Consider the following 14502-nt stretch of genomic DNA (forward strand, 5'->3'; position numbering starts at 1 on the left):
GCCGTCACCTGCAAGAACAGAATTCATGCCGCGCACTTCAGGACGCAGTCATTATGCGCCATCAATAATTGCTATGAACAAAACCTATCAATATTATAAAATATAATATTATTTCTCTGGATATATAATAATAATCACCTTTTTTAATTGAATAATATAAGAAAATTGAATTTATTATTAAAATAATAACAAGCAATGTATTTTTGAAAGATTTTCTTGTCATCTAAAAATAAAATCTAAGAGGCGTGAGTGGGAAATTACGATCATTCAACTCCATCGTGCTCACTCCAGATTATAATTACAAGAACCTCTGATACATGAATGCTGAGAGATTGGCTCGCGCATTGATATGGCAGCTCGGCCAATAGCCCGATGACAAAGAAGCCCGGCCGAAGCCGGGCTCTGCAATACTGATAACAGAAGGTCGCCTTAAAGAATGCTCTGTCCGGTCTTGGCCCAGTCGGCAAGAAAGGCTTCAAGCCCCTTGTCGGTCAACGGATGCTTGACCAGTCCCTTCAGGGTTGCCGGCGGCACCGTTGCCACATCGGCGCCGATGATGGCGCAGTCGCGGACGTGGTTCGCGGTGCGGATCGAGGCGGCAAGGATCTCGGTGTCGAAGTCGTAATTGTCGTAGATGACGCGGATCTCGCGAATCAGTTCCAGTCCGTCGAGGTGGATGTCGTCGAGGCGGCCGATGAAGGGCGAGATGTAGGTCGCGCCGGCTTTGGCGGCCAGCAGCGCCTGGTTGGCGGAAAAGCAAAGGGTGACATTGGTCTTGTGGCCGTCGCCGGTCAGCGTCTTGCAGGCCTTCAGTCCTTCGAGGGTCAGCGGCAGCTTGATCACCACGTTGTCGGCGATCTTCACAAGTTCCTTGGCTTCCTTGATCATCGTGTCGTAGTCGGTGGCGGCAACCTCAGCCGACACGTCGCCATCGGTGATGGAGCAGATCTCGGCGATCACTTCCTTGAACTGCCGTCCGCTCTTGGCGATCAGCGAGGGATTGGTGGTGACGCCGTCAAGCAGACCGGTTGCGGCAAGCTCCTTGATTTCAGCGGTGTCGGCCGTGTCGACGAAAAATTTCATGGGGTACTGCTCCCGTTGGGCGTGCCGGTGAGGCGGCGAAAGAGGGCGGACCGGGCAAATGGTCCGTTGAATGTTTCTCTGCTCGCGGTTTCTTTACCGTAGGATGCGGTTAAGAAGAACCCCGCGATTCGAGTTTGGGTGCGATTTTTGCGGTACGTACCTCAAAAACCACTGAAGGCACATTAGGAAGCAGGACGAAGAAGCCGGTGCTGTTTGATGACGACCCGTTGCAGCGTGAGACCATTGCCAGCGTGATGGTGCCGGTCGCCGTGCCCGGTCCCTATACCTATAAGGTGCCGCCGGGCGTCAGTGTCGTGCCGGGAACCATCGTCCGCGTTCCGCTGGGTCCCCGGGAGGTGCTCGGCGCCGTCTGGGATAATGAGCCGGACCCGGCGATCAATCCGAAGAAGCTGAAAAGCATTTCCCATGTCTATGAAGGTGCGCGGCCGCTGGATCAGGACCTGCGCCGCTTCATCGACTGGGTTGCCAACTGGACCCTGGCTGCGCCGGGCATGGTCCTGCGCATGGTGCTGCGGTCGGAAGAGGCCCTGGAGGAGGAACCGCCCGTTGCCGGTGTGCGCAAGATCGAGGGAGCTGCCCCTGAACGGATGACGCCGGCGCGCAGCCGGGTGCTGGAAACCATGGAAGACGGTTTTGCCTGGACCAAGAGCGGTCTGGCCCATGCCGCGGGGGTGTCCCCTTCCGTGATCGACGGCCTGCTGCATCAGGAGGTCCTGGAGGTCGTCTCGCTTCCGGCAGCGCCGCCGCCGCCACAGCCCCAGGTGGATTTCTGCAAGCCCGATCTGACCCCGGCCCAGAAAGAGGCCGCTGAAGGCCTTGTCGAAGGCTTCGACCAGGGCGCGGCCGTCTCGCTGATCGACGGGGTGACCGGCTCCGGCAAGACGGAAGTCTATTTCGAGGCGGTGGCCGAAGCGCTCAGGCGCGGCAAGCAGGTGCTGGTGCTGTTGCCGGAAATCGCGCTGACCGAGCAGTTCCTGCGCCGGTTCGAGCAGCGGTTCGGCGTCTATCCGGCCGAATGGCACTCCGAGGTCACCCCGAAAAACCGGGCGCGCACCTGGCGTGGCGTAGCCTCCGGCGATGTCCGTGTCGTGATCGGTGCCCGTTCCGCGTTGTTCCTGCCGTTTGTCGAACTCGGCCTGATCATCGTCGACGAAGAGCACGATTCCGCCTTCAAGCAGGATGATCGCGTGCCCTATTCGGCGCGCGACATGGCCGTCGTGCGCGGCCACATCTCCCGCTTTCCGGTGGTGCTCGCCTCGGCAACGCCGTCGATCGAAAGCCGGGTCAATGCCGACATGGGCCGTTACCGGCGCTTTCTCCTGCCCGAGCGGGCCTCCGGGGCCGCCCTGCCGGAACTGAAGGCCATCGACATGCGTCATCATGGGCCGGAGCGGGGCCGATGGATCGCGCCGGAACTGTTGGCGGCCATGAAAGAGGCGCTTGCGGACGACGCCCAGACGCTTTTGTTCCTGAACCGGCGCGGCTATGCCCCCCTGACACTTTGTCGCACCTGCGGCCACAGATTTCAGTGTCCCCATTGCAGCGCATGGCTGGTCGAGCACCGGTTTCAGGGGCGTCTGGTCTGCCATCATTGCGGCCACAACGAGAAGGTGCCCGAAAGCTGTCCGTCCTGCGGCTCGGCGGAGTCGCTCATTGCCTGTGGGCCGGGTGTGGAAAGGGTCGCCGAGGAAGTCGCGGACCGGTTCCCGCAGGCGCGCACTCTTATACTTTCGTCCGATCTGCCCGGCGGGCCGGAGCGGTTGCGCCGGGAAATGAAGATCGTCGAGGAAGGCGGCGCCGACATCGTGATCGGCACCCAGCTCGTCGCCAAGGGGCACAATTTTCCGAAAATGCGCCTGGTCGGCGTGATCGATGCGGATCTCGGCCTGGCCCATGGCGACCCGCGCGCGGCGGAAAAGACCTTCCAGCTTCTGGCCCAGGTCACGGGCCGGGCCGGGCGTGTTACCGGTGGGGGCAAGGGGTTTCTGCAGACCTATTCGCCCGACCACCCGGTCATCAAGGCGCTGCTGTCTTCCGACCGGGACGCTTTCTATGCGGCGGAAATTGCGGCAAGGCAGGCGGCCGGGCTGCCGCCCTTCGGCCGGCTGGCCGCCATTGTTATCTCCGGACCGGACAAACGCTTTGCCGAAGATTTTGCCCGCGCCTTCGTCCGTGCCGCTCCGAGGGAACCCGCGATCACCTTGCTGGGGCCGGCGGAAGCGGCCCTTGCCATGGTGCGCGGACGCTATCGTTACCGGCTGCTGGCGATGGCGCCCCGCCAGATGGATCTGCAGGCTTATCTGCGCGCCTGGCTGGAACAGGCGCCCCGTCCTGTGAAGGGATTACGGGTCCAGGTGGACATCGATCCGCAGCACTTTTTATGAGCAAGAACGAAAAAAGAGCCAGAAATCGCCAAACACCGCCATTAGGCGAAGTTGCACACTGGGAAACCCTGTGCTAAGTGAGGCGCGGCTTTGGGGGAACGGTTTAACCGTCATACCTTCTGACCCTGAAATCATTCATTATTTCAATGCCTTACGAGCGGATAACTGCTTAGTGGGGCTTGAAAGACGTCAGAGAGCTCGGACCTGGTGACTGACAACGTATCTCTCGTATCCGGCGTGGCTAAGCGATATGCGTCCGCCCTCCTCGATCTAGCCGAGGAAACAGGCGTGACTGCCGACGTGGAACGGGATCTTGGCAAATTTGAGGGCTACCTCAATGAAAGCGAAGATCTCATCCGTCTCGTAAAGAGCCCGTCGTTCAGTGCAGAGGAGCAGATTTCTGCTCTGGGTGCACTTCTGGACAAGGCCGGTATTTCCGGTCTTGCTGCTAATTTTGTGAAGCTGGCCGCCCAAAACAGGCGCCTCTTCGTCCTTCCTGACATGATCAAGGCGTTCCGCGCCCTGCTTGCGGAAAAGCGGGGAGAGGAAACGGCAGAGGTGACCTCCGCCGCGCCGCTCTCGGATGATCATGTCAAAGCCCTGACGGAAGCTCTGGCTTCTTCTCTGGGCAAGTCCGTAAACATCGCAGCGAAGGTTGATCCTGCTCTGATCGGTGGCCTTGTGGTCAAGGTCGGGTCCCGCATGATCGACACGTCGCTGCGTACCAAGCTCAATTCAATCAAGTTCGCGATGAAAGAGGTCGGCTGATGGATATTCGGGCCGCGGAAATCTCCGCTATCCTCAAGGACCAGATCAAGAGTTTCGGCCAGGAAGCCGAAGTTTCTGAAGTCGGTCAGGTGCTGTCCGTCGGTGACGGTATTGCTCGTGTTTACGGTCTGGACAAGGTCCAGGCCGGTGAAATGGTCGAATTCCCGGGCGGTATCCGGGGTATGGCGCTGAACCTCGAAACCGACAACGTCGGCGTCGTGATCTTCGGTTCCGACCGTACCATCAAGGAAGGCGACACGGTCAAGCGGACCGGCGCCATCGTGGAAGTTCCGGTCGGCAAGGGCCTGCTCGGCCGCGTTGTCGACCCGCTCGGCAACCCGCTGGACGGCAAGGGCCCGATCGAAGCCACCGAAAAGCGCCGTGTGGACGTGAAGGCACCGGGCATCCTGCCGCGTAAGTCGGTGCATGAGCCGATGTCCACGGGCCTCAAGGCCATCGACGCCCTGATCCCGGTCGGCCGCGGCCAGCGCGAGCTGGTGATCGGCGACCGCCAGACCGGCAAGACCGCGATCATCCTCGACACCTTCCTGAACCAGAAGCCGCTGCACGCAAGCGACGACGAAAACGTCAAGCTGTACTGCATCTACGTGGCCATCGGTCAGAAGCGCTCCACGGTCGCACAGTTCGTGAAGACCCTGGAAGACGCAGGCGCTCTTGAATACTCCATCGTCGTTGCCGCGACCGCTTCGGACGCCGCTCCGCTGCAGTACCTGGCGCCGTTCGCCGGCTGTGCGATGGGTGAATACTTCCGCGACAACTCCATGCACGCCGTGATCGGCTACGACGATCTGACCAAGCAGGCCGTTGCCTACCGTCAGATGTCCCTGCTGCTCCGCCGTCCGCCGGGACGTGAAGCTTTCCCGGGCGACGTCTTCTACCTGCACTCCCGTCTGCTGGAGCGCGCCGCGAAGCTGAACGAAGACAACGGCAGCGGATCGCTGACCGCTCTGCCGGTCATCGAAACCCAGGGCAACGACGTGTCCGCGTTTATTCCGACCAACGTGATCTCGATCACCGACGGTCAGATCTTCCTGGAAACGGACCTGTTCTACCAGGGTATCCGCCCGGCCGTGAACGTCGGTCTGTCGGTCTCCCGCGTGGGCTCGTCCGCTCAGATCAAGGCGATGAAGCAGGTTGCCGGTCCGATTAAGGGTGAACTCGCCCAGTATCGTGAAATGGCCGCCTTCGCCCAGTTCGGTTCGGATCTCGACGCCACCACCCAGCGCATGCTGAACCGCGGTGCCCGCCTCACCGAACTCCTGAAGCAGCCGCAGTTCTCGCCGCTGAAGACCCAGGAACAGGTTGCGGTCATCTACGCCGGCGTGAACGGCTATCTGGATCCGCTTCCCGTGAACAAGGTTCGCGAGTTCGAAGAGGCCTTGCTGCTGCACCTGCGCGGCGAACATGCCGATCTTCTGGACGCGATCTGGGAGAAAAAGGCACTCGATGACGAACTGACGGGCAAGCTTAAGGCCGTGCTCGACAGCTTCGCCAAGAACTTCGCCTGAGAACGCAGTCGGGATAAGGAGCAGGGGCGGCCATGCCGAGCCTGAAGGACTTACGAAACCGCATCGCTTCCGTGAAGGCGACGCAGAAAATCACCAAGGCCATGCAGATGGTGGCCGCGGCGAAGCTGCGTCGTGCTCAGGAAGCTGCGGAGGCCGCCCGGCCCTATGCTGAACGCATGGAGCAGGTGCTGGCCAACCTCGCGGTCGCCTTTGAGGGCCGTGATGACGCACCGAAGCTGATGTCCGGCACGGGCAGCGACCAGGTTCATCTCCTGGTGGTTGCTACGGCCGAACGCGGACTGTGCGGTGGTTTCAACACCAATATCGCCAAACTGGCACGTGAAAAGGCACGCAGCCTGATCGCCCAGGGCAAGACGGTGAAAATCATCTGCGTGGGCAAGAAGGGTTATGATGCGCTCAAGCGGGACCTTGGGTCCCATGTGATCAAGACCGTTGATCTGCGCAGCGTGAAGAACGTCGGATTCTCGAATGCAAACGACATCGGCACGGACATCCTGTCGATGTTTGCCGACGGCGAATTCGATATCTGCACGTTGTTCTATTCGAAGTTCAAGTCGGTGATCGCTCAGGAGCCGACGGCCCAGCAGCTCATTCCGGCCCATATCGAAGCCGCGGAAGGTGCGTCCGAACAGGGCGGCGCCGCAGCGGTCTACGAATATGAGCCGGACGAAGCGGAGATCCTCGAGGATCTCCTGCCGCGCAACATCTCCGTTCAGGTTTTCAGGGCTCTCCTGGAAAATGCTGCAAGTGAACAGGGCGCGCGTATGTCCGCAATGGACAACGCGACCCGCAACGCAGGCGAAATGATCGACAAACTGACGATCAGCTACAACCGCCAGCGTCAGGCACAGATCACGACGGAACTGATTGAAATTATCTCGGGCGCTGAAGCGCTCTAACGGGATCGATACGAGGATTAGGGATATGGCTGACAAAAAGGTCGGACGGATCACCCAGGTCATCGGCGCCGTTGTCGACGTCAAGTTCGATGACCACCTGCCGTTGATCCTGAACGCTCTTGAAGCGGACAACCATGGCGTTCGCCTGGTGCTGGAAGTTGCCCAGCACCTTGGCGAGAACACGGTTCGTACCATCGCGATGGACTCCACCGAGGGTCTGGTTCGCGGTCAGGAAGTGGTCGACACCGGCAGCGCGATCGAAGTGCCGGTCGGCGACGGTACGCTGGGCCGCATCATGAACGTGATCGGCGAACCGGTGGACGAAGCCGGCGCAATTCCGCATGACGCCAAGCGCGCCATCCACCAGGAAGCTCCGGAGTTCATCGAACAGTCCACCGAAGCGGAAATCCTGGTTACCGGCATCAAGGTCGTGGACCTTCTGGCTCCCTACGCAAAGGGCGGCAAGATCGGCCTGTTCGGCGGCGCCGGCGTGGGCAAGACGGTTCTGATCATGGAACTCATCAACAACGTCGCGAAGGCGCACGGCGGTTACTCCGTGTTCGCAGGCGTTGGCGAGCGGACCCGTGAAGGCAACGACCTTTACTGGGAAATGATCGAATCCGGCGTGAACAAGGAAGGCGGCGGCGAAGGCTCCAAGGCAGCCCTCGTTTACGGCCAGATGAACGAGCCCCCCGGAGCCCGTGCCCGTGTCGCTCTGACCGGTCTGACCGTTGCCGAACACTTCCGCGACCAGGGTCAGGACGTGCTGTTCTTCGTGGACAACATTTTCCGCTTCACCCAGGCCGGTTCCGAAGTGTCCGCGCTTCTCGGTCGTATTCCTTCGGCCGTGGGGTATCAGCCGACGCTGGCAACCGACATGGGTGCCATGCAGGAACGCATCACCACCACCACCAAGGGCTCGATCACGTCCGTTCAGGCCGTGTACGTTCCGGCCGATGACTTGACCGACCCGGCACCGGCATCGACCTTTGCCCACCTGGACGCAACGACGGTTCTGAACCGCTCGATCGCGGAAAAGGGCATTTACCCGGCCGTGGATCCGCTGGATTCCACCTCGCGTATGCTCGACGCCCGCATCATCGGCGAAGAACACTACGAAACAGCCCGTGCGGTTCAGGTGACCCTGCAGCGCTACAAGGCGCTCCAGGACATCATCGCCATCCTGGGCATGGACGAACTGTCCGAAGAGGACAAGCTCACCGTTGCCCGCGCCCGTAAGATCGAGCGTTTCCTGTCCCAGCCGTTCTTCGTGGCCGAGGTCTTCACCGGTTCTCCGGGCAAGCTCGTGGCTCTCGAGGACACGATCAAGGGCTTCAAGGGTCTCGTCAACGGCGAATACGACCACCTTCCGGAAGCGGCCTTCTACATGGTCGGCTCCATTGACGAAGCGGTCGAGAAGGCTCAGAGACTGGCTGCGGAAGCTGCCTGATAAGACAGAGATCGGGCGCTTTCAGGTCGAAGGCGCCCGTTCCTGAATTCGGACCGGCGGTTTCGCCGCCGTCCGCACCAGACTGACAAGGGACATGCCAAATGGCTGAGTTATTCCAGTTCGAGTTGGTCTCGCCGGAGCGCCAGCTCCTGTCCGAACAGGTTCTCGAAGTAATCGTTCCCGGTACCGAAGGTGAATTCGGTGTTCTGAAGGATCATAGCCCCTTCATGTCCACCATTCAGGCCGGCATTCTGAAGGTGCGCCGCGAACAGGGCGCAGGCTTGGACGAATATTTCGTTCGCGGCGGTTTTGCCGACGTGGCTACAGGTGGTCTGACCATTCTGGCAGAACAGGCAATCGCGGTCGAAGACCTGAAGGTCGAGCACCTGGACGAGCAGATCAAGAACGCTGAAGACGACGTTGCCGATGCCAAGGACACCGAAACCCTGCGCAAGGCCCAGGACACCCTGGCACGGCTGGTCGATATCAAGGATTCGCTGAAAAAGATCTGATTTCCCGCGCATCGCGCGTGAGGACGGATTTTCAGAACGCGGCCCATCGGGTCGCGTTTTTTGTTTGCCTGACCGATAAAGTTCGCCCGACTGATAAAAATGGGCTCATAAAAAAACCCGGCCATTTGGCCGGGTTCAAAAATTTCACACCAGAAACGCGATCAGGCGGCAATGCGCTTGAAGGTATTGGTCATACCGCCACCGGAACGGTTGCGGCGGCGCTCTTCCGGCGGGATGTAAACCAGGGCGCGGTGTTCGTCGCAGTAGGACACACCGGCTTCAACCCGGTTGTTGCACGGGAACGAGTAGTTGCCGGCATCGCCTTCTGCCCATTTGCAGCAACCGGGACGCGGGAGGCTCAATGAAGTCATGTTCTTTTCCTTCTTTTTCTACGCGCGGCAAAAAGCGCTCGAGCATCCTCTCTTCGAGGATCCGAACAGCCTTTGCGATTATCGGAGTTATAGTCACGTTCGCCGCGCGTAAATCCGCCCGATGGACGGTGAGCGCCGAACGCAAGAGTTAGATAGTGGAACAGTCACAAAATTGCAATAGTTGCTCCGCATGGAGGCTCTGCGACTGATGCATAGCTTCTGCTATAGCTAAGCACTTCTGCAAAAACAGTGTTACCAGTCAGTTATTTATTGCAAATCGCGACGTCTCGTCTCACCTGTCCGATAATCTGCCTCCGGCCTGTTCCAGGGCCTCGGGCGTATCCAGGTCGAGACGGGCAGCCGCGCCGATTTCATGTTCCAGAACGAATTCCGGATTTTCCGCAATCAGATGTCTTGCGCCGATATCGCCGCGCAGGGTCTTGAGCGCGTCAAAGAAACGTTTGTCCCAGAGCACCGGATTGCCTCTCTTACCCTCCGCCGTTGCGGTCACGATCAGGGCATTGGGACTGTCGGCGTAGCTGCCGATCATGCCTTTCAGGGTTTCTGACGTAATCCGCGGCATGTCCGCCAGCAATATGAGGACCGCATCCACGGACGGGTCCAGCGCTTCCATACCGGCGCCAATCGACCCGGCCATGCCTTCGGCGAAATCCGGATTGTGAACCACGTCGATCCCGTAATCCGATATTTCCGCCTCGATCCGGTCGGCCATGTGGCCCGTGACCAGAATGGTCTGCACCAGATCCGCGTCTTGCGCGGCTTCCACGGCATGCCGGACAAGGGTCTTGCCGTCCAGTTCGGCAAGCAACTTGTTGGGACCACCCATGCGGCTCGATTTTCCGGCCGCCAGGATAATGGCGCCGATTTTGGGCTTGTCAGGCACCGTCTTGACCTCGCGTGGTTGCGGTCGCGTCCCGATTTCCATCAAAAGGCCGCCGACGCCCATTCCGGTAATGTCATGGGCGGTGACCTCCAGTCCGGCGAGCTTCCGATCGAGGACCCAGTCGAAGCCGTTTTCCTTGGGGCTGCGGGCGCAGCCAGGCGCTCCAATGACCGGCAGGCCTTCGTAAGTCCCGATCATAAGCAGGTTGCCCGGATCCACGGGCATGCCGAACTGCTCCACCGCCCCGCCGGCACGCTCGATCGCCGCCGGCAGAATATCTTTCCGGTCGACGACGGCCGAAGCTCCGAACAGGATCAGAAAATCCGCACCCTGCCCGGCAAGCTTCGCCATGGCCTCGGCGACGGCTTCTTCCCGGTGGTCCACCCGCTCTTCTGAGAGGATCGTACTGCCGCTCGCGGCAAGGCGGGCTTCCAGCACGCGCCGCGTCTTGTCCATGGTGCTCGGCTTCAGGTGCGGCAGCCTGGTTGCGATCAGCCCGACCCTGCGGGCCTTGAACGGGGCAACCTTGAGGGCGCCCGAAATCCGCTCCTCGGCTTCGGCAACGAACCGTGCGGGCGCTGCAAAGGGAATGATCTTGGCGGTCGCGACCATGCGTCCGGCCAGGACCCTGGCGTATTCGGGCAGGGTGGCGATGGTGATCGCCGGGTCGATCCGGTTCATCGCATCGACCGCTTGCCGGTCGATCACGAGGACCCCGGCCTGTTCCGCATAGAGGTTGACCCGGCCGGTGAAGGGAGGGTCGCTGATCAACCCGCCGCCATTGGCCGCCCTCGCGATGCGGTCTGCCGCGAGATTTTCATTCAAATCATCCGCCGCCAGACAGGCCACGGTAACAGTTGAGACGCCGGCCTGCTGAAGCGTTTTTATATCGTCCGCGCTGAGCACGCGCCCCTTCTTGAACGTGGCGGTTCCGGTCCTGGTGGAATGGGCAAGGACGCACCCTTCCGCTTCCAGGATCGGCCTGGGGCCGAATTCCATCAGGCGGCCTCCGGTTCCTTGCGCAGGGCGGCAATCACCTTGCCAAGCACAGCGACGGCAATCTCGGCCGGCGATGCGGCGCCGATATCGAGCCCGATCGGGGCGTCGATCCGATCAATGTCCGCTTGCGCGATTCCCGCTTCCAGGAAACGTTCCACCCGTTTGGCGTGGGTCTTCCGGCTGCCGAGGGCGCCGACGTAGAAGCAACCGGCCTTCAACGCTTCCTGCAGCGGCAGGTCGTCGATCTTCGGATCGTGGGTCACTGCGGCCACGGCGGTAAAGGCGTCGAACGGCATGTTCTTGAGGACATCCTCCGGCCACTCTGCAATCAGCGTTTCTCCGGGGAATCGCTCCTTCGTGGCAAAGGCGGTGCGGGGGTCGATGATGGTCACGTCGAAACCCGCGATTTCCGCCATTGGCGCCAGCGCCTGAGAAATATGAACCGCGCCGATGATGACCAGCCGGGGTGGCGGGACGGAAACCGTGAGGAACATGTTGCCGCTTTCGGTTTCGATCATGCCGGATTTTCCGGACCGGAACCGCTTTGTCAGGTCTACGTGCAACGGATCGGCCGAAAAATCGGAGCTTTTCTTGATCAGCCGTTGTTCGCCGCTCGCCATGTCGGTGACGAGGATCGTCGCCCGCCGGGCCGTGCGTTCTTCGTTGAGTGCGGAGAGAAGGGAAAGGTCCATCGATCAGCTACGCTCCGTTGCCAGTTTGAGCCCAAGCCCCACCAGGATCGATCCGGTGATCCAGCGGCTCACATCCTGCCACCGGGAAGACCTGCGAAGCTGTTTTTGAACCTGGGAGGCAAACAGCACGGTGAAAATATCGGCCGACGTAAAACTCAGGTTCACCATCGTGCCCAGGATCAGGAATTGGCCCCAGACGGGAAGGGCGGCATTGGCATCGACAAACTGGGGCAGGAAGGCGATGAAGAACACCGCGACCTTGGGATTGAGAACTTCCACGATCACGCTGTCGAGGAACGCACGCCGACGGCTGCGCTTCGGCAGCTCGGGCGTTGGCCCCGCCACCGTACGGGTCCGGATCATCTGGATGCCGAGCCAGACGAGATAGGCGCCGCCCGCGAGCTTCAAGGCAGCATAAAGGGCCGGAACGACGGCGAAGACCGCCGACAGACCCAAGGTCGCGGCGATCACATGGACATAGCAGCCGATGTGGATACCGAACGCGGCCCAGAAGCCCGCGGCGCGCCCGCGCGACAATGTCTGCGCGGCCGTGTAAAGCAGGGCCGGACCGGGAAAATAGGCGAACAGAAGGGTCGCGGCGGCGAAGGCCATCAGGGTTTCATAGGCTGGCATTTCTGGTTTCCGGTTCAGGCAATCGGTTCGACATAGACGCTGATGCGTCCGCCGCAGGACAGTCCGACGCGCCATGCGGTTTCGTCGGCGACACCGAATTCGAGCGTCGTCGGCTTGCCGCTTTCAATCACGTCAATGGCCTCGGAGACCACGGCGCCTTCGACGCAGCCGCCGGAGACCGATCCCTCGAAATTGCCGTCCTCGTCGATGACCAGGTGGGAACCGACCGGCCGCGGCGCGGACCCCCAGGTTTCGACCACGGTCGCAAGCGCGACCTGCCGCCCGGACCGGCGCCATTCCTCGGCGGTGCCGAGCACATCGGTTGTTGATGACTGGATATCGTGGGTCATGAAAGAATTCTCCCTCTCGGGAAATATAGACCCATTGAATTCAGATGAAAGCGCCGCGTCGCGAAAATTGCGCATGAAAAAGCGGCGCCCCGTTTCCGGTGCGCCGCTTCGTGTCAGGGGAAACCTGTTCGTCTTATTCGGCAGCCGAGCGCAGCACCGGGGCAGCGTCGCGCACGTCGCCGTCCACATGCGGCTCGAAGGTCGCGAAGTTGTCGATGAACATCTGCACCAGCTTGGCGGCCTGGCGATCGAAGGCTTGCTTGTCGTCCCAGGTTTCCCGCGGGTTCAGGATCCTGGAATCGACGCCCGGCACTTCTTCGGGAACCGCGAAGCCGAAATACGGGTCGGTGCGGAAGGTCGCGTTCTTCAGCGAGCCGTCGAGCGCACCGGCCAGCAGCGTCCGGGTTGCCTTGATCGGCATGCGGCTGCCGACGCCATAGGCGCCGCCGGTCCAGCCGGTGTTGACCAGCCAGCAGTCCACATTGTGTTCGGCGATCAGGTCGCGCAGCAGGTTGCCGTACTGGGACGGATGCAGCGGCAGGAACGGTGCGCCGAAGCAGGTGGAGAAGGTGGCCTGCGGCTCGGTCACGCCACGCTCGGTGCCGGCGACCTTGGCGGTGTAGCCGGAAATGAACGTGTACATGGCCTGGGCCGGGGTCAGCTTGGCGATCGGCGGCATGACGCCGAAGGCATCCGCCGTCAGCATGATGATCGTCTTCGGCATCGGGGCCGTGCCGGTCGGGCTGGCGTTGGAGATGAAGTGGATCGGATAGGCCGCGCGGGTGTTTTCCGTCTTCGAATCGTCATCGAAGTCCGGAACGCGGTTCTCGTCCAGAACGACGTTCTCCAGGACGGTGCCGAAACGCTGGGTCGTGGAATAGATTTCCGGCTCGGCTTCTTCCGACAGCTTGATCGTCTTGGCGTAGCAGCCGCCTTCGAAGTTGAACACACCGGTCTTGCCCCAGCCGTGTTCATCGTCGCCGATCAGGGTCCGGTTCGGGTCGGCGGAAAGGGTGGTCTTGCCGGTGCCCGACAGGCCGAAGAAGATCGCGGTGTCGCCTTCGGAACCCACATTGGCGGAGCAATGCATCGACATGACGCCCTGCAGCGGCAGCAGGTAGTTCAGGAAGGTGAAGACCGACTTCTTCATTTCACCGGCATAGGACGATCCGCCGATCAGCACGATCTTGCGGGTCAGGTCGCAGGCGATGACGGTTTCGGTGCGGCAGCCGTGACGCTCCGGATCGGCCTTGAAGCTCGGCAGATCGATGATCGTCATTTCCGGAATGAAGCCGGCGAGTTCGGACGTTTCCGGACGCAGCAGCAGGTTGCGGATGAACAGCGAGTGCCAGGCGTATTCGGTGTAGACGCGAACCGGCAGCCGGTAGGCCTTCTCGGCGCCGCCATAAAGGTCCTGCGCGAAGAGTTCCTTATCCTTCACGTGTTCGCGGAAATCGGCGAAGAGCGTTTCGAAGTGGTCGAGCGACATGCGCTGGTTGTTGTCCCACCACACGGTATCCGCCGTGTTGTCGTCGACGACCACGAACTTGTCCTTCGGAGACCGGCCGGTGTGCATGCCGGTATCGGCGACCAGCGGTCCGTTCGCTGCAATCTGAGCTTCGCCGCGCGAGATCGAATGCTCGTAAAGTGCAGGCTCGCTCTGGTTCCAATAGATTGCCTTCAGACCCTCGAGTCCGAAAGTCTCGACGCCGTGAGAGCCATTCCTGACACCTACTTCCTGCATATCCCGCTGTCCTTGTGAATTTGGCGTTTCCTGCCCTAGGGGCGGCAAGTAATAATTTGTTAAGCCACGCCTGCGAGCGGTGGCGAAACTAGTGGATACGCAGGCATCCAACAAGACTGCGGGGCAATTGAATCGTCGGTTT

At 60.8% G+C, this 14502-nt stretch carries 13 protein-coding genes; 6 read left to right on the plus strand and 7 right to left on the minus strand.

Going from position 1 to position 14502, the window contains the following annotated elements:
- Positions 1-429 precede the first annotated feature (429 nt).
- A complete protein-coding gene (fsa, locus tag ACN0SO_RS15570; protein ID WP_417679298.1) occupies positions 430-1083 on the minus strand; it encodes a fructose-6-phosphate aldolase in 654 nt (217 codons plus the stop codon).
- A gap of 209 nt (positions 1084-1292) precedes the next feature.
- Here fsa and ACN0SO_RS15575 point away from each other — a divergent pair, with 209 nt between their 5' ends.
- From ACN0SO_RS15575 to ACN0SO_RS15600, 6 genes are all read left to right on the plus strand, one after another.
- Positions 1293-3488 (plus strand): primosomal protein N', encoded by a 2196-nt coding sequence (locus tag ACN0SO_RS15575; protein WP_417679381.1) that lies wholly within the window; start codon positions 1293-1295, stop codon positions 3486-3488.
- A gap of 207 nt (positions 3489-3695) precedes the next feature.
- Entirely contained in the window at positions 3696-4256 is a 561-nt protein-coding gene (locus ACN0SO_RS15580) for a F0F1 ATP synthase subunit delta (protein WP_417679300.1), read from the plus strand.
- Entirely contained in the window at positions 4256-5785 is a 1530-nt protein-coding gene (gene atpA, locus ACN0SO_RS15585) for a F0F1 ATP synthase subunit alpha (protein ID WP_417679302.1), read from the plus strand. The genes ACN0SO_RS15580 and atpA overlap by 1 nt, the downstream gene beginning before the upstream one ends.
- A gap of 32 nt (positions 5786-5817) precedes the next feature.
- On the plus strand, positions 5818-6705 hold the full coding sequence (locus tag ACN0SO_RS15590; RefSeq protein ID WP_417679304.1) for a F0F1 ATP synthase subunit gamma: 888 nt from the start codon (positions 5818-5820) through the stop codon (positions 6703-6705).
- Between the two features lie 25 nt (positions 6706-6730).
- Entirely contained in the window at positions 6731-8155 is a 1425-nt protein-coding gene (gene atpD, locus ACN0SO_RS15595) for a F0F1 ATP synthase subunit beta (protein ID WP_417679306.1), read from the plus strand.
- Between the two features lie 101 nt (positions 8156-8256).
- Positions 8257-8667 (plus strand): F0F1 ATP synthase subunit epsilon, encoded by a 411-nt coding sequence (locus ACN0SO_RS15600; RefSeq protein WP_417679308.1) that lies wholly within the window; start codon positions 8257-8259, stop codon positions 8665-8667.
- 161 nt (positions 8668-8828) lie between these two features.
- Here the strand turns inward: ACN0SO_RS15600 and ACN0SO_RS15605 are convergent, their stop codons facing one another.
- The 6 genes from ACN0SO_RS15605 to ACN0SO_RS15630 form a co-directional block, all read right to left on the minus strand.
- Complete coding sequence (locus ACN0SO_RS15605; protein WP_417679310.1) at positions 8829-9038, minus strand: hypothetical protein; 210 nt, start codon at positions 9036-9038, stop codon at positions 8829-8831.
- Between the two features lie 292 nt (positions 9039-9330).
- Positions 9331-10941 (minus strand): NTP transferase domain-containing protein, encoded by a 1611-nt coding sequence (locus ACN0SO_RS15610; protein ID WP_417679312.1) that lies wholly within the window; start codon positions 10939-10941, stop codon positions 9331-9333.
- Positions 10941-11633 carry an XdhC family protein gene (locus tag ACN0SO_RS15615; RefSeq protein ID WP_417679314.1) on the minus strand — a complete coding sequence of 231 codons (693 nt, stop codon included), beginning with the start codon at positions 11631-11633 and terminating at the stop codon, positions 10941-10943. Before ACN0SO_RS15615 ends, ACN0SO_RS15610 begins: the two co-directional genes overlap by 1 nt.
- Positions 11634-11636: 3 nt before the next feature.
- On the minus strand, positions 11637-12266 hold the full coding sequence (locus tag ACN0SO_RS15620) for a LysE family translocator (RefSeq protein ID WP_417679316.1): 630 nt from the start codon (positions 12264-12266) through the stop codon (positions 11637-11639).
- 14 nt (positions 12267-12280) lie between these two features.
- Entirely contained in the window at positions 12281-12616 is a 336-nt protein-coding gene (locus ACN0SO_RS15625; RefSeq protein ID WP_417679318.1) for an XdhC family protein, read from the minus strand.
- Positions 12617-12749: 133 nt separating this feature from the next.
- Positions 12750-14360 carry a phosphoenolpyruvate carboxykinase gene (locus ACN0SO_RS15630; protein ID WP_417679320.1) on the minus strand — a complete coding sequence of 537 codons (1611 nt, stop codon included), beginning with the start codon at positions 14358-14360 and terminating at the stop codon, positions 12750-12752.
- Between the last annotated feature and the right edge of the window lie 142 nt (positions 14361-14502).

It is taken from the genome of Roseibium sp. (assembly GCF_048260565.1).
Taxonomy (GTDB): Bacteria; Pseudomonadota; Alphaproteobacteria; order Rhizobiales; family Stappiaceae; genus Roseibium.